The sequence below is a fragment of the Synechococcus sp. 1G10 genome (assembly GCF_002252625.1).
Classification (GTDB): domain Bacteria; phylum Cyanobacteriota; class Cyanobacteriia; order PCC-6307; family Cyanobiaceae; genus Regnicoccus_A.
This window is the reverse complement of the sequence record NZ_NQKW01000037.1, coordinates 1-14,760: the sequence shown is the minus strand read 5'-3', so window position 1 is coordinate 14,760 and position 14,760 is coordinate 1. Positions and strand designations below refer to the sequence as shown.

The following is a 14,760-nucleotide window of genomic DNA, read 5'->3' as shown; positions in this document are numbered from 1 at the left end:
GGCAGCAAGATGGGCCAAAGGACAAGAGCAGTCCCGATAAAACCAGGCCCAGCTTGGCCGCACAACGACCCTTGTGCCTGACTTTCAGTCGGCCCTGGGTCTGAGGAGGGAAGCCAGGCAGGTTCTGCGCTAAAGAATGAACAGTTTCCTAATCGGGATCAGCACTCGGGATTTCTCCAGAAGTGTCGTCGCCAGGGCAGGGAGCGCTGTGAGAACCCAGACCACGTTTCCTTTCGGGAACAAGTCTCCAAAGTTGTCATCGGTCATGGCCTGTCTTCCCCATGACCAGTTTGGCAACGGCCTTTGGACTTGGCCATGGGTGTTTCGGACGCGAGGGCGTGCTCAGGGGTACTGGTACGTTTCCTGATAGGTGCCGCACTGCTGTCTCTTCTGCTTCTGCCTCTTCTTGAGCCCTGACTTTGGCATCCAGCATCTGCTCCATCTCCCGCTCGATCCGCTGCAGCCGGTAACCGCGCAGACGCCGTTGAAGGGTGCGTAGGTGGCATTCCCCGTAGCGCCCTGGGTTGTGTTGGATCAGCCGCTCCAGCAGAGTTTTGGCCCTGATCAAAGGCTCGGCTCCCAGCCACTGCTCAATGAGTGCCACATCCGGCTCGAACGGATCGGGCCTGGAGCGTTTGCCTGTTCGGGTCTTGGGCTTGGGGCGCCTCGGCTGGCTTCTGTGCCATAGGGTCTGCAGCCAGCCTTCTCCGCAAGCGGCGGCGTGCCGCGGGAGCTGCGCACCGACCGGCTCTCGGCTGCCTGATTTAGCACTTCCCCAAGGCTGCTGAACTCTTGCTGCACGCCCGGGAAGATGTGCTCGCCTTCCGTCACTTCCCCCCTCAACACTGGAAAAAGACTTGGAGCACCAACCTGCTCGAGCGCCTCAATGAGGAGATCAAACGCCGCACCCGGGTGGTCGGCATCTTCCCGAATGACGCCTCGATTGCCCACCTGGTGGGGGCTGTGCTGCTGGAGCAGGACGAGCGCCGACCATCCACTCGCTGGAGGAGCTGCCTGCTCAGCCTTGCCTCTTCCGGAAAGAATTGACCAGAGGGCCCTCCATGGTGCATGCTCAAATCACAGCTCGCTTAACGGAGGGGAATTCAGGGTAAATTGATTTTACGCGGATGTAGCTCAGTGGTAGAGCATCTCCTTGCCAAGGAGAGGGTCGAGAGTTCGAATCTCTTCATCCGCTTAATTTTTTCGATCTTGGTCCAGCATCAGAAGGTGTTGGCTGCCCACGTCCCTGAACCCAAGCTGACGGTAGAACCTCTGACCTCGTGTGGTCATCAGGTATACTCGTTCGACTTTTATCAGGGCTGGGGTCTCTAATAAGGCGTTCACTACGACACGGCCGATCCCCTGTCCCCGGTGACTGCTTGCCACAACCACGTCCCACAGCACCGCTCGGAACAGTCCGTCGCTAGTAGCCCTCCCGAATCCAACTAGTTCCTTCGCCCTACCCAGCTCGCCGGGTTGTCTTTTCCAGGCGGTGACCACTGCTTCGCTGTTGCTGAGCATCTTACGCAGCTGCTGGTGGCTGCGCCCCTGAGCCCAGAAGCTGTCTTCATCCAGCAGTCGTTTCAGTTTTCTGAGCGCTCCAAGCGTGGTACTTCCAGGTCCAAGCCCCAGCTGCAGGCCAAGGGCCCCCGGGCGATGTCGGATCAGTCGCAACCCGCCTGGATCACTGCGTCCCCGCCGGTCATCGTTCTCGGCAGGAGGTGGGCATGGCGATGTCAACAGGTTGTCGGTCCGTCGGAGTCGGACCTGCAGCCTATGGAAGTGTCCTTCAATGGAAAGGTTGGTCTCCCCTCCGGGCCCTGGCTGCGCTCTTGCATCAATCCCTGAAAAGCCTTGGCACAACTTCCATTTGCTTCACTGAGGGAGAGGGAGGCGGTGGTAAGCTGAATGATTCGGCTGGATTCCTCCATGCTCAAGCTGCTGCTTGGTGATCCCAATGCGCGCAAGCTGAAGCGCTACCAGCCGATTGTTTCGGATATCAATCTGCTGGAGGAGGAGATCGCCCCCCTCAGCGACGAGCAGTTGCGGGGCAAGACTGCCGAATTCCGTCAGCGGCTGGAGAAGGCCCCGTCCCCGGCCATCCAGCGCCAGCTGCTGGATGAGCTGCTGCCAGAGGCCTTTGCGGTGGTGCGTGAAGCCGGCAAGCGGGTGCTCGGCATGCGTCACTTTGATGTGCAGCTGATCGGTGGCATGGTGCTGCACGAGGGCCAGATCGCCGAGATGAAGACGGGCGAAGGCAAGACCCTCGTGGCCACCCTGCCGGCTTACCTCAACGCCCTCACCGGCGCCGGCGTTCACGTGGTGACCGTCAACGACTATCTGGCCCGTCGTGACGCCGAGTGGATGGGCCAGGTGCATCGCTTTCTGGGTCTCTCGGTGGGCCTGATCCAGCAGGACATGGCCCCGCCCGATCGGCGCCGAAATTACGCCTGTGACATCACCTACGCCACCAACAGTGAGCTCGGGTTCGACTACCTGCGCGACAACATGGCGAACGATATCGAGGAGGTGGTGCAGCGCCAGTTTCACTACTGCATCATTGACGAAGTCGACTCCATCCTCGTGGATGAGGCGCGCACGCCTCTGATCATTTCAGGCCAGGTGGAGCGCCCCCAGGAGAAGTACATGCGGGCGGCGGAGATTGCCGCAGCCCTGGAGCGGGCAGAAGGCATGGCCAAAGACGGCATTGATCCGGAGGGAGATTATGAGGTCGATGAGAAGCAACGCAATGTTACCCTCACCGACGAGGGCTATACCAAGGCGGAGCAACTTCTCGATGTGCTCGATTTGTTTGATCCTGCTGATCCCTGGGCTCACTACATCACCAATGCCCTCAAGGCCAAGGAGCTTTTCGTCAAAGATGTGAATTATATTGTGCGCGGCGGCGATGCCGTCATCGTCGATGAGTTCACTGGTCGGGTGATGCCAGGCCGCCGTTGGAGTGATGGCCAGCACCAGGCGATCGAGGCCAAGGAGAATCTGCCGATCCAGCCGGAAACCCAGACTCTGGCCAGCATCACATACCAGAATTTCTTCCTGCTCTACCCCCGCCTGGCCGGTATGACCGGCACAGCCAAGACCGAGGAAGTGGAGTTCGAGAAAACCTACAAACTCGAAGTCACGGTGGTGCCCACCAACCGGCCCCGTTCCCGCCAGGACATGGTGGATCAGGTCTATAAGAACGAAACCGCCAAATGGCGCGCCGTGGCGGCCGAAACCGCCGAGATTCACGGGGCTTCCAGGCCGGTGCTGGTGGGGACCACCAGCGTCGAGAAGTCGGAATTGCTCTCGGGCCTGCTGGCCGAGCAGGGCGTCCCCCACAATCTGCTCAACGCAAAGCCCGAGAATGTGGAGCGGGAGGCCGAGATCATTGCCCAGGCCGGCAGGGCCGGCGCCGTCACCATCGCCACAAACATGGCCGGCCGTGGCACCGACATCATTCTGGGCGGCAACTCTGATTACATGGCACGCCTCAAGTTGCGCGAGGTGCTGCTGCCGCGTTTGGTCCGTCCAGAGGATGGGCATCAGCCCCCCGTGCCGATGCAGCAACGCCAGCCCTCCGCGGCTGGCTTCGGCCCGGAATCGGCGGCAACCAACCCTCTGCTGCCCCCAAGTGAATCCCGTGCCATTGGTGCCCTCTACCCCTGTGCCCTCAGAGACGAGACGGACCATGAGCTTGGCGAACTTGCCCGGGAACTGGTCAAGGCCTGGGGCGATCGAGAGCTGACCGTTCTGGAGCTGGAGGATCGAATTGCCCAGGCGGCCGAGAAGGCGCCCGCCGAAGATCCCCAGATCCAGCAGTTGCGCCGCATGATTGCCCGTGTGCGCTGCGAGTACGACGCGGTGGTGAAGCAGGAAGAAGAGCAGGTGCGCCAGGCAGGCGGCTTGCATGTGATCGGCACCGAGCGCCATGAGTCACGCCGGGTCGACAACCAACTGCGTGGTCGCGCCGGCCGTCAGGGTGACCCCGGTAGCACCCGTTTCTTCCTCTCGCTGGAAGACAACCTACTGCGTATCTTCGGTGGCGAACGCGTGGCCGGATTGATGAATGCTTTCCGCGTGGAGGAAGACATGCCAATCGAATCCGGCATGCTGACCCGGTCCCTGGAAGGGGCCCAGAAGAAAGTGGAAACTTACTACTACGACATCCGCAAGCAGGTGTTCGAGTACGACGAGGTGATGAACAACCAACGCAAGGCCGTTTATGCCGAGAGGCGGCGCGTGCTTGAGGGGCGTGAACTCAAGCTGCAGGTGATCGGCTATGGCGAGCGCACCATGTCCGACATCGTCGAGGCCTATGTGAATCCCGATCTCCCCCCCGAAGAATGGGATCTGGCTCAGTTGGTGGACAAGGTGAAGGAATTTGTCTATTTGCTCGAGGATCTCACGCCCGAGCAGCTCGCCGGCCTCAACACAGATGAACTCAAGGCCTTCCTGCGCGAGCAACTCCGTAATGCCTACGACCTAAAGGAGAGCCAGATTGAGCAGTCGCGCCCTGGTCTGATGCGGGAGGCAGAGCGCTTCTTCATCCTTCAGCAGATTGATACCCTTTGGCGGGAGCATCTCCAGGCGATGGATGCCTTGCGCGAATCCGTGGGTTTGCGTGGCTACGGCCAGAAAGATCCCCTGATCGAATACAAGAACGAGGGCTACGACATGTTTTTGGACATGATGACCTCAATGCGTCGCAACGTGATCTACTCGATGTTCATGTTCCAGCCACGGTTGGAAAGCGCCGAGGCGGTGGCCACCACCGGCTGACGAGGACTCCGCACCGAGTGGCCAAGCTGTCTCAGTCGCTTCCACCGGGCCGTTCGCCCAGAAACTCCATAATCTCCCGGTCCTTGAGGCTCTGGGCCCGGCCTCCGCAGGCTTCCTGCAAGGGGCGGCCCGCCGCCACCTCCCGCAGGCAGCTCTGCAGATTCATGATCTGATTCTCGAGCACGTTGATGCGCTCCATCAGGTTGCGGATCACGTTGGCTTCGGCGTCGGGCAGCTGGGAATGGGCCAGGGGGTCAATGCGTACTCCAGATTGGTGAATCACACGGCCGGGGACGCCCACCACGGTGCTGTCGGGCCCCACGTCCCGCAGCACCACAGAGCCGGCGCCGATGCGGGTGTTGGTGCCCACCGTGATGGCTCCGAGCACATTGGCGCCGGCCCCTACCACCACGTTCTCCGCCAGGGTGGGGTGGCGCTTGCCGTGTACCTTGCCGGTTCCGCCCAGGGTCACCCCCTGGTAGAGCAGGCAGCGATCACCGATCTCGGCCGTTTCGCCGATCACCACTCCCATGCCGTGGTCGATGAACACCCCGTTGCCGATGGTGGCGCCGGGATGGATCTCAACGCCGGTGAACAGACGACCCAGCTGGGAGAGCAGGCGCGGCAGCAGCGGCACGTTCAGGTTCCAGAGGCGGTGGCTGAGGCGGTGCAGCACCAGGGCCTGGAAGCCGGGATAGCAGAGCAGGATCTCGAGGGTGCCGCGAGCGGCCGGGTCCCGCTCCCTGATGATCCGAAGATCTGCCAGAACAGGGTTCAGGATTCGCCGGATCACAGAACCCAAGGGCCAACGTCAGAGCAGTGCGTGCTTCATCCTGCCTGAGCGGCTTCGCTTTCGAGGCGGCTGTCGCGGGGGCCGATCAGGCCGATTTCCTTGCGCAGCAGGTCGATGGTGGCGGCCCCCAGATAGCTCTGGGCGCAATGGACCTGGGGCAGGCGCATCAGCTGGGCGCGGTTCTGGCGCAGGGTCTGCTCCACCAGGGGCAGGCTGGGGCGATCGCAGAGCACGTGGCTGGCGGCCCTCAGCAGGGCCAGCAGGCGGCTGCCCACATCGGGGTTGGCCGTCATCACCAGCAACTCATTGCCGCGCAGACTGTGCAGGATCACCTCAGCGGCCCGCAGGATGCCGGGGCTGATGCTCACCAGGCCCACGCAGCTGCCGGCCCGCAGCTCCTTGAGCAGGTCGAGCTCGTGGCGGAAGTCGTTGAGGTCGACGGCCACGGCTCTCACCCCGAAGCGCTGGGCCACCTCCTCCACGGTCTGGAGGAAGTAGCGGCTGGTGACCACCGTGCCGTTGCTGGAGCTCTCCAGCACAGCTTCGAGCTCTTCCATCGGCACCACTTCCACAGGTACCTCCAGGACAGGCTCCAGTTCCTCGGCGATCAGCATCGAGGCGCCGATGTCTTCGCGCGGGGTGGAGACCAGCACCCGGGCGCCACAGCGCAGGCGCCAGTCGATCTCGCGGGTGAGCAGTTCCCGGGCCTGCTGCAGGGTGCAGCCCGCGTTGAGCAGCCCGTCGACACACTGGCGCACCTCCCGGTCGATGTCGGGGCGCAGGCGGTTGCGCAGGCCCGGAGGCACTTTGAGCTCCCGGGGCTTCTGCTGGTCGCGCACGTAGATGCCCGAGCCCGCCATCGCCTCCACGACGCCGTCGTTCTCCAGCTGGCGGTAGACCTTGCTGATCGTGTTGCGGTGCAGGCCGGTCTGCATGGCCAGCTGCCGCGTACTCGGCAGACGATGGCCCGGCGGGTAGTGCCGGGCGGCGATCGCAAAGCAGATCTGGTTGTAGAGCTGGGTCGACGCCGGGATATCGCTTTCCTGCTGGATGTGGAATCGCACGCCGGAGGAAACCAGTACGGGTTGCGCCACCCTACGGAGCTTCTGCGCCGGTGACAATTCCCCCTGTGGCATACGAGCCTGTGCCGGTTGCTGCCGTCACACGGGCCGCCATCCCGCAGCGCCTCCCGTACCCATCTCCTGTCATGGCCGAGTGGATCAGGATCGAACCATCCCCCGAGGCACTCCACCCCTGCCCCCTGCGCTGCTGGTGGGAGCCTGCGGCGACGACCCCCCGGGGTGGGGTGCTGGTGCTGCCGGAGGTGTTCGGCATCAACAGCTGGCTGCGCAGCACGGCGGCGCGGCTGGCGCAGCAGGGCTATGCGGCGCTGGTGGTGCCGCTGATGGCCCGCACCGCCCCGGATCTCGACCTGGGCTACAGCGCCGCTGAGCTGGCGATCGGGCGCGCCCACAAGGACAGGGTCCGCACCGATCAGCTGCTGGGGGATCTCCAGGCGGCCGCCACATGGCTGCAGCAGCGGCTGCCTGGCAGCCCGGGACTGGGCTGCGTGGGCTTCTGCTTTGGCGGTCATGCGGCCCTGCTGGCCGCCAGCCTGCCGGCGGTCAGAGCCACCGCCGCCTTCTATGGCGCCGGGGTGGTCAGCGGCCGGCCGGGCGGTGGAGCCCCCACTCTGGAGGTGCTACCGAATGTGGCTGGTGCCCTGACTTTCTTCTGTGGACGGCTGGATCCACTGATTCCCCCTGCTGATGTGGAGGCGATCGCGGCGGCTCTGGCGGCAGCGGATCCCAGCGGTCAGCGCCTGCGTCTGGAGCTGGCCGAGGCCGGCCATGGCTACATGTGCGAGCAGCGCTCCGATTACAGCAGCGGCGAGGCGGCCGAGGGCTGGCGCCACATGCTGGAGCTCTTCGCCGGCGAGCTTGAGACGGGCTGAGGCCGGATCAGGCTTCGCTGGGTGCCGGTTCGGCGTTGCCGAGCTGCCGGACAGGGGAGGGGATGGTGCGCACGGCCTTGGCGGCCTGGGCGGCGGCATCCTTCTCCTTGGTGAGCGGCGTCTTGCGCGGGGTCAAGAACATGATCATGTTCCGGCCTTCCCGCTTGGGATCCTGCTGGATCTCGGCGCTCTCCTCGAGATCCTTGGCCATGCGGAACAGCAGCAGCTCGGCGAGGGCCGTGTGCTGGATCTCCCGGCCCCGAAAGATCACCGTGCACTTGACCTTGTCACCGTCCTTGAGGAAGCGCACCGCCTGACCGATGCGCACCTGGTAGTCGTGCGAATCAATCTTGTAGCGCATCTTGACCTCCTTGACTTCGGTCTGATGCGACTTCTTCTTGGCCTCCTTGGCCTTCTTTTCCTGCTCGAACTTGAACTTGCCGTAGTCCATGATCCGGCAGACCGGTGGGTCGGCCTTCTCGCTGACCAGCACCAGGTCGAGGTCGCGGTCCTTGGCCACATCCAGGGCCTCTTCCCTGGTGATCACCCCGAGCTGGCTGCCGTCGGCATCAACCACCCTGAGCTGGGGGTAGCTGATCCGGTCGTTGATGTTGGGGAGCTCCCGGACTGGGGCGCGGCGATCGAAACGGGGACGAGGTGGCATTCAGAGAGGCGAGGGACCGGCAGTGGTCTCGTGGAACTGGTGGAACCAGATGGTTACCCTAGGACGCGCTGCACCGCCCGCAATGCCTGCTGGAGCGGATCGTCGCCCTCCAGCCACATGGGCTGATGCTGACGGCGGAACCAGGTGCGTTGCCGTTTGGCGTACTGGAGCGTGCGCCGGGTGGTGAGGGAGATAGCGTCCGCTTCCTTCAGCTCTCCGGCCAGCAGCGAGCGGGCTTCGCCGTAGCCGATGGTGTCCAGCAGGGGCAGCTCGGCCCCGTAGCGGTGGATGAGTGCTTCGGTTTCCGCCACCAGTCCATCGCTGTAGAGCTGCTGGCTGCGTAAGCCGATGCGCTCGCGCAGATCAGGGGGATTCAGGCCCAGCTCCAGCAGCCGCCACGGCGGCGGGCAGGCGCTTGGCTGGCTGGCGTAGGGCCGGCCGGTGGCGTAAATCACCTCCAGTGCCCGTTGCGTTCGCACGGCGTCGGCGGGGGCGATCCGGCCGGCGGAGAGGGGATCGGCCTGGCTCAGGAGCTGGTGGCAGAAGGGCTGACCGAGCTCCTGCAGTTGGGCCCGCAGGGCGGGCTGGGGCGGCACCGCCGGAGGTTGGAGTCCCTGGGTGAGAGCCCGCAGGTAGAGGCCACTGCCGCCTACTAGGAAGGCCACGCCCCGGCGGCGGTGCTCGGCGGCGATGGCTTCCCTGGCGGCGCTGCAGAACTCCTTCAGGTTGATCGGCTGGTCGGGGTCCCGCAGGTCGAGCAGGAGATGGCGCACCCGGGCGCGCTGCTGGGCGTTCGGTTTGGCGGTGCCGATGCTCATGCCGCGATACAGCTGGCGGGAGTCGACCGAGAGCACGGCCAGATCCAGGGCTTCAGCGAGCTCGATCGCCAGGGCGGTCTTGCCGCTGGCGGTGGGTCCCATCAGGGCGATCAACAGGGGCGGCTGGGGCATGGAATCCTGGGGGGTGCACCCCTGGCTCGAATGGGCCGCCAGAGGCCCCTGAGGGCGGCTGTGAGCCTTCGGTGGTAAACTGCAGACCTCCGGCAAGGGTTCAGGCGTGTATTTCGCCCGTCAAGCCCACTTTCAATTGCCCGGCCGTTTATCTTCTCCCATGGACTTCGCCGTCCGCCAGGTGTGCCCCCCGGAATGAGCGACGCTTCCAAGATCCAACATGCCTACGGCGCCGAGCAGATCCAGGTGCTCGAGGGCCTCGAGCCGGTGCGCAAGCGCCCGGGCATGTACATCGGCACCACGGGGCCGAGGGGCCTGCATCACCTTGTCTATGAGGTGGTCGACAACTCCGTCGACGAGGCTCTCGCAGGCCACTGCGACGCCATCCTGGTGCGCCTCTGTGAGGACGGCTCCGCCGAGATCACCGACAACGGCCGCGGCATCCCGACCGACATCCATCCCCGCACCGGCAAGTCGGCCCTGGAAACAGTGCTGACCGTTCTGCACGCCGGCGGCAAGTTCGGCAGTGGCGGCTACAAGGTGTCCGGCGGCCTGCACGGGGTGGGCATCTCCGTGGTCAATGCCCTCAGTGAGTGGGTGGAGGTCACCGTGCGCCGCCAGGGCCAGGTGCACCGGCAGCGCTTCGAGCGCGGTGCGCCGATCGGCAGCCTGCGCTCCGAGGATGACTCCAGTGGTGCCACGGGCACGGCGGTGCGCTTCAAGCCCGACCTGGAAATCTTCAGCGGCGGGATCGAGTTCGATTACGCCACCCTCTCAGGCCGGTTGCGCGAGCTGGCGTATCTCAACGGCGGAGTCCGCATCGTCTTCCGCGACGAACGCGAGGCGGCCAAGGGCGCCGATGGCGCACCCCATGAGGAGGTCTACCACTACGAAGGCGGCATCCGCGAGTACGTCACTTACATGAATGCGGGCAAGGATCCGCTCCATCCCGACATCATCTATGTCAACGCATCCAAGGATGGCGTGCAGGTGGAAGCGGCTCTGCAGTGGTGCGTGGACGCTTACTCCGACAGCATTCTCGGTTTCGCCAACAACATCCGCACCGTCGACGGAGGCACCCACATCGAGGGCCTGAAAACGGTGCTCACCCGCACCCTCAACACCTTTGCCAAGAAGCGGGGCAAGCGCAAGGACGCTGATTCCAATCTCGCTGGTGAGAACATCCGCGAAGGCCTCACGGCCGTGCTTTCGGTGAAGGTGCCGGATCCCGAGTTCGAAGGTCAGACCAAGACCAAACTCGGCAACACCGAGGTGCGTGGCATCGTCGATTCAGTGGTTGGTGAGGCCCTCGGGGAATTCCTCGAATTCCATCCCCAGGTGATCGACCTGATCCTCGAGAAGGCCATCCAGGCCTTCAATGCGGCTGAAGCGGCCCGCCGCGCCCGGGAGTTGGTGCGACGCAAGTCGGTTCTGGAGAGTTCCACCCTGCCCGGCAAGCTGGCTGACTGCAGCTCCCGCGATCCCTCCGAATCGGAGATCTACATCGTGGAGGGTGATTCGGCTGGAGGCTCCGCCAAGCAGGGGCGTGATCGGCGCTTCCAGGCGATCCTGCCCTTGCGCGGCAAGATCCTCAACATCGAGAAAACCGACGACGCCAAGATCTATAAAAACACTGAGATTCAGGCCCTGATCACGGGCCTTGGACTGGGGATCAAGGGCGAGGAGTTCAACCTTTCGGCGCTTCGCTATCACCGCATCGTGATCATGACCGACGCGGATGTGGATGGCGCACATATCCGGACGCTATTGCTCACCTTCTTCTATCGCTATCAGAAAACGTTGCTGGAAGGCGGCTATATCTACATCGCCTGCCCGCCGCTCTACAAGGTGGAGCGCGGCAAGAATCACACCTATTGCTATAACGAGCAGGATCTCAGGAAAACTCTCGAGGGTTTCGGTGAGAAGGCGAATTACACGATCCAGCGCTTCAAGGGCCTCGGCGAGATGATGCCCAAGCAATTGTGGGAAACCACGATGGACCCCACCACCCGCACGATGAAACGGGTGGAAATTGAAGACGCCGCCGAGGCCGATCGCATCTTCACGATTCTGATGGGCGACAAAGTGGCCCCTCGCCGCGAATTCATCGAAACCCACAGCGCCGAACTCGATTTCGCCCAGCTCGACATCTGATGGACTGGCGCTGGATCTGGCTTCTCGGCTTCGCTCTGATCGCCCCGGCCGCCCTGCCTGCCGGGGGCGGCGAACGACGGACCCCCGAGTTGCGCCGTCGCCAGGGTCAGGAGCCCCTGTTGGCCGATGGGCTTTTGGCAGCCGACCTGTCCTTGCGTTGCTCTCCCCATCACCGGGCCCCCTGCCTGATCCGCCTGGAGCGGGGCGAACCGCTGCGGCTGCTGCGCAGCTGGAGTGAGCCGGACGGCCGTCGCTGGCTGCAGGTGCAGACCCAGACCAGCCTCCACGGTGCTGGTGCTGGTCCCTGCCGCGGCTGGCTTCCCGGGTGAGGGATGCCCTGCTGGTGGCGTGCGGGGCAGTGCCCGGCAGCTGGCTGCGGCTGAGGCTGGTGAACCATTTCGAACCTCTTCTGCCCCGCAGGCACTGGGCCACTTTTTTGGTGAACCTGTCCGCCTCGTTCGCCCTTGGGCTGCTGGTGGCCCTGGACCGCCGCTGCGGCCTGGCTGGTAACGGCTTGCCGCTGCTGCTGGCCACCGGCTTCCTGGGCAGCCTCAGCACCTTTTCCACCCTGATGGTGGAGGTGCTTCAGACCGTGCAGCGGGGCCACCGCCGTGAGGCGCTCGTGCTGGCGGTGGGATCGGTGCTGGCGGGGGCGCTGGCGCTGGATCTGGGACTGCGGCTGGGGGGCCGATGAGCGGCCCGGATCCGCTGCGGGGGCGTCGGCTGCGCTTCGAACTCCGGGAACTGGCGCTGGTGGGTGCCGGCGCTATCCCCGGTGCCCTGTTGCGCTGGCAGGCAGGAGTCCGACTGGCCCCAGGGCTGGGCGGTGGCATGGACGGCACGGCCGCTGCTCACCTGTTGGTGAATCTGGCCGGGTCGCTGCTGCTGGGAGTCCTGGCGGGCCCGATCCCCTGGCGCACTCCGCTGCTGCTCCTGCTGGGGATCGGTTTCTGCGGCTCGCTCACCACCTTCAGCTCCTGGATGCTGGACCTGGTGGAGTTGCAGCGGCGTGGGGATGGCTGGGCGGCCCTGGGTCAGGCCGCCCTCAGCCTTGTGCTGGGTCTGACTGCGGCGGCGCTGGGATACGGGCTGAGCCTCTGGCTCCTGCCGCGCCTGCGCCACTGGCACCGCCGCCGGCGGGGTGCCTCGCTCAGGCCGCCAGGGCCGCCTCGATCGCGGACGTGAGCTCGGCGGCGTCGGGGGCCACGGCGCTCTTGAACCGGCCCACCACGGTGCCGTCCTTGCCCACCAGGAATTTCTCGAAGTTCCACTCCACATCGCCGGCCGGCTCCACGGTGGTGAGCACGTCATAGGGAGCGGTCTTGGTGCCCTTGGCGTGCACCTTGTCGAACAGCTCGAAGCTGGCGCCGTAGGTGGTGGAGCAGAACTGCTGAATCTCGGCCAGCGTGCCGGGTTCCTGGGCACCGAAGTCGTTGCAGGGAAAACCCAGCACCTTGAGACCACCGGGTCCGTAGCTGTCCTGCAGCTTCTGCAGTCCGGCGTACTGGCGGGTGAAGCCGCAACGGCTGGCCACGTTCACGATCAGCAGCACGGAGCCGCTGTAGTCACCCAGAGTTTTCTCCGCGCCGCTGGCGCTGCGCACCACCACATCCGACACATTGACAGCCATGAAAAATCCTCAGTTGGCTGGACCCTAGGCGGGCGATGTCGCTGTGATGGGCCTTCGCCCATACACTCGGATTGCCGCGATCCTTCAGGCCGATGAGCGAGGGAACCAGCGGCAGTGGCGCCACCTCCGCAGGGGTGGTCAGCAATGGCCGGCTGCCCGTGGCCGAAGTGGTGGCGCGGCAGTTGGAGGCGCTGCTCACCGCTGGCAATTACGCCGGCGTCAAGCTGCTGCTGGAGCCGGTCCAGCCGGTCGACTGCGCCGAGGCGATCGGCGCCCTGCCGCAGACCTTGCAGGCCCTTGCGTTCCGCCTGCTAGCCAAGGACGAGGCAATCGAGGTTTATGAGTACCTCGATCCGCCGGTGCAGCAATTGCTGCTGGAGCGGCTTCGCTCCGGTGAGGTGCTGGAGCTGGTGGAGCAGATGTCGCCCGATGATCGGGTGCGGCTGTTCGATGAGTTGCCCGCCAAGGTGGTGCGCCGGCTGCTGGTGGAGCTGAGCCCGGCCGAGCGGCGCGTCACCGCCCAGTTGCTGGGCTATCAGCCCGAAACCGCCGGCCGTCTGATGACGACCGAATTCATCGATCTCAAGGAGTTCCACAGCGCCGCCCAGGCCCTCGACATCGTCCGTCGCCGCGCCCGCGACACCGAAACCGTCTACAGCCTCTACGTAACCGACGCCTCCCGCCATCTCACCGGCATCCTGTCGCTGCGCGATCTGGTCATGGCCGATCCGGAGGATCGCATCGGCGATGTGATGACAAAGGAGGTGGTCAACGTGACCACCACGGCCGATCAGGAGGAGGTGGCCCGCATCATCCAGCGCTACGACTTTCTGGCCGTGCCGGTGGTGGATCTGGAGCAGCGCCTGGTGGGGATCGTCACCGTCGACGACGTGATCGACGTGATCCAGCAGGAGGCCACCCGCGACCTCTACGCCGCCGGCGCCGTGCAAGCCGGTGATGAGGACGACTACTTCCAGAGCAACCTGTTCACAGTGGCTCGCCGCCGGGTGGTGTGGCTGCTGGTGCTGCTCGTTGCCAATACCGGAACCTCGGCGGTGATCGCTTCAGAGGAAGGGGTGCTCAAGGAGGTGGTGCGGCTGGCGGCCTTCATCCCGCTGCTGATCGGCACCGGCGGCAACGTGGGTGCCCAGAGCTCCACGGTGGTGATTCGCGGCCTGAGCACCCAGCGCATCCAGGCCCTGGGGGTGGGGCGCACGGTGGGGCGGGAGGCGCTCTCAGGATTGCTGCTTGGTCTGCTGCTGGTGATCGTGGTGGTGCCCTGGGCCTGGCAGGTGGGGGGCGGGATCCTGGTGGCCACAGCCGCCGGCATCAGCCTGGTCTGCATCACCACCCTGGCGGCCACTGCCGGCGCCTCGTTGCCGCTGCTGTTTGACCGGTTGGGCCTGGATCCGGCCCTGATGTCGGCGCCGTTCATCACCACCGCCACCGACGTGGCCGGGGTACTGATTTATCTGAAAACGGCGTCCTGGCTGCTCAACCACGTGGGACTGCCGGCCTGAGCGATCTGGGCCGCAGCGGGCGAACGGGCTGGGCCTGCGGAACCCAAGCCTTTCCTGAGAGGACCTTCACACTTCTTTAGGTTAGGCTTCACACATCGTCAGAAGTCCCTCGTCGTGGTCACCGCCCTCTCCACCCGTCCAGCCGCCCTCCAGGCGGCTCCCGAGGTCGAAGCACGCCAGGCCCCCATTGCAGTTCGCACTCTCCCGCCGGTCGATGGCGACCTGGTGCGCTCCTACCTGCGCGACATCGGCCGCGTGCCGCTGCTGACCCATGAGCAGGAGATCACCCTGGGTCGTCAGGTGCAGGACCTGA

The 14,760-nt window shown here is 64.8% G+C and carries 14 protein-coding genes, 1 tRNA gene and 1 pseudogene; 10 read left to right on the top strand and 6 right to left on the bottom strand.

The window, feature by feature from the left end; translation table 11 throughout:
• Nucleotides 1-774 precede the first annotated feature (774 nt).
• Nucleotides 775-984: pseudogene (locus CJZ82_RS16810) on the top strand (transposase); the annotation flags it as partial.
• A gap of 139 nt (nucleotides 985-1,123) precedes the next feature.
• Nucleotides 1,124-1,195: transfer RNA gene (locus tag CJZ82_RS16805), tRNA-Gly, on the top strand.
• Here the strand turns inward: CJZ82_RS16805 and CJZ82_RS16800 are convergent.
• Nucleotides 1,195-1,674: a GNAT family N-acetyltransferase gene (locus CJZ82_RS16800; protein ID WP_094556895.1), complete on the bottom strand. Its 480-nt coding sequence runs from the start codon at nucleotides 1,672-1,674 to the stop codon at nucleotides 1,195-1,197. The genes CJZ82_RS16805 and CJZ82_RS16800 overlap by 1 nt on opposite strands.
• 255 nt (nucleotides 1,675-1,929) lie before the next feature.
• On the opposite strand from CJZ82_RS16800, the gene secA reads away from it, so the two are divergent.
• Nucleotides 1,930-4,782 (top strand): preprotein translocase subunit SecA, encoded by a 2,853-nt coding sequence (gene secA / locus CJZ82_RS16795; RefSeq protein ID WP_094556898.1) that lies wholly within the window; start codon nucleotides 1,930-1,932, stop codon nucleotides 4,780-4,782.
• A gap of 31 nt (nucleotides 4,783-4,813) precedes the next feature.
• On the opposite strand, the gene cysE is transcribed toward secA, so the two are convergent.
• Both cysE and CJZ82_RS16785 read right to left on the bottom strand, forming a co-directional pair.
• The gene (gene cysE / locus CJZ82_RS16790) at nucleotides 4,814-5,563 is read right to left on the bottom strand and encodes a serine O-acetyltransferase (RefSeq protein ID WP_094556897.1); all 750 of its coding nucleotides are present in this window, start codon (nucleotides 5,561-5,563) and stop codon (nucleotides 4,814-4,816) included.
• Between the two features lie 47 nt (nucleotides 5,564-5,610).
• Nucleotides 5,611-6,639, bottom strand: a complete 1,029-nt coding sequence (locus tag CJZ82_RS16785) for a GntR family transcriptional regulator (protein ID WP_094556894.1) — start codon at nucleotides 6,637-6,639, stop codon at nucleotides 5,611-5,613.
• 143 nt (nucleotides 6,640-6,782) lie between these two features.
• Here CJZ82_RS16785 and CJZ82_RS16780 point away from each other — a divergent pair, with 143 nt between their 5' ends.
• Nucleotides 6,783-7,529: a dienelactone hydrolase family protein gene (locus CJZ82_RS16780; protein WP_094556893.1), complete on the top strand. Its 747-nt coding sequence runs from the start codon at nucleotides 6,783-6,785 to the stop codon at nucleotides 7,527-7,529.
• A 7-nt stretch (nucleotides 7,530-7,536) separates the two neighbouring features.
• On the opposite strand, the gene infC is transcribed toward CJZ82_RS16780, so the two are convergent.
• Nucleotides 7,537-8,193 carry a translation initiation factor IF-3 gene (gene infC, locus CJZ82_RS16775; protein ID WP_094556892.1) on the bottom strand — a complete coding sequence of 219 codons (657 nt, stop codon included), beginning with the start codon at nucleotides 8,191-8,193 and terminating at the stop codon, nucleotides 7,537-7,539.
• A gap of 53 nt (nucleotides 8,194-8,246) precedes the next feature.
• The gene (gene miaA, locus CJZ82_RS16770; protein WP_094556891.1) at nucleotides 8,247-9,143 is read right to left on the bottom strand and encodes a tRNA (adenosine(37)-N6)-dimethylallyltransferase MiaA; all 897 of its coding nucleotides are present in this window, start codon (nucleotides 9,141-9,143) and stop codon (nucleotides 8,247-8,249) included.
• 195 nt (nucleotides 9,144-9,338) lie between these two features.
• Between miaA and gyrB the strand changes: the two genes are divergently transcribed.
• Genes gyrB through CJZ82_RS16750 form a run of 4 tightly spaced genes read left to right on the top strand, consistent with a single transcriptional unit; the run spans nucleotide 9,339 to nucleotide 12,482 of the window.
• Entirely contained in the window at nucleotides 9,339-11,297 is a 1,959-nt protein-coding gene (gene gyrB / locus CJZ82_RS16765; protein WP_094556890.1) for a DNA topoisomerase (ATP-hydrolyzing) subunit B, read from the top strand.
• Nucleotides 11,297-11,626, top strand: a complete 330-nt coding sequence (locus tag CJZ82_RS16760) for a hypothetical protein (protein WP_094556889.1) — start codon at nucleotides 11,297-11,299, stop codon at nucleotides 11,624-11,626. The genes gyrB and CJZ82_RS16760 overlap by 1 nt, the downstream gene beginning before the upstream one ends.
• Nucleotides 11,611-11,991 (top strand): CrcB family protein, encoded by a 381-nt coding sequence (locus tag CJZ82_RS16755; protein WP_369820113.1) that lies wholly within the window; start codon nucleotides 11,611-11,613, stop codon nucleotides 11,989-11,991. Before CJZ82_RS16760 ends, CJZ82_RS16755 begins: the two co-directional genes overlap by 16 nt.
• Nucleotides 11,988-12,482 (top strand): CrcB family protein, encoded by a 495-nt coding sequence (locus CJZ82_RS16750; RefSeq protein WP_094556887.1) that lies wholly within the window; start codon nucleotides 11,988-11,990, stop codon nucleotides 12,480-12,482. Before CJZ82_RS16755 ends, CJZ82_RS16750 begins: the two co-directional genes overlap by 4 nt.
• Here the strand turns inward: CJZ82_RS16750 and CJZ82_RS16745 are convergent.
• Nucleotides 12,448-12,927, bottom strand: coding sequence for a glutathione peroxidase (locus tag CJZ82_RS16745; RefSeq protein WP_094556886.1), 480 nt, complete (start codon nucleotides 12,925-12,927; stop codon nucleotides 12,448-12,450). The genes CJZ82_RS16750 and CJZ82_RS16745 overlap by 35 nt on opposite strands.
• 92 nt (nucleotides 12,928-13,019) lie before the next feature.
• On the opposite strand from CJZ82_RS16745, the gene mgtE reads away from it, so the two are divergent.
• Nucleotides 13,020-14,447, top strand: coding sequence for a magnesium transporter (mgtE, locus tag CJZ82_RS16740; RefSeq protein ID WP_198949827.1), 1,428 nt, complete (start codon nucleotides 13,020-13,022; stop codon nucleotides 14,445-14,447).
• A 114-nt stretch (nucleotides 14,448-14,561) separates the two neighbouring features.
• On the top strand, nucleotides 14,562-14,760 hold a 199-nt coding region (locus CJZ82_RS19205; RefSeq protein ID WP_304442176.1), incomplete at its 3' end, for a sigma-70 factor domain-containing protein.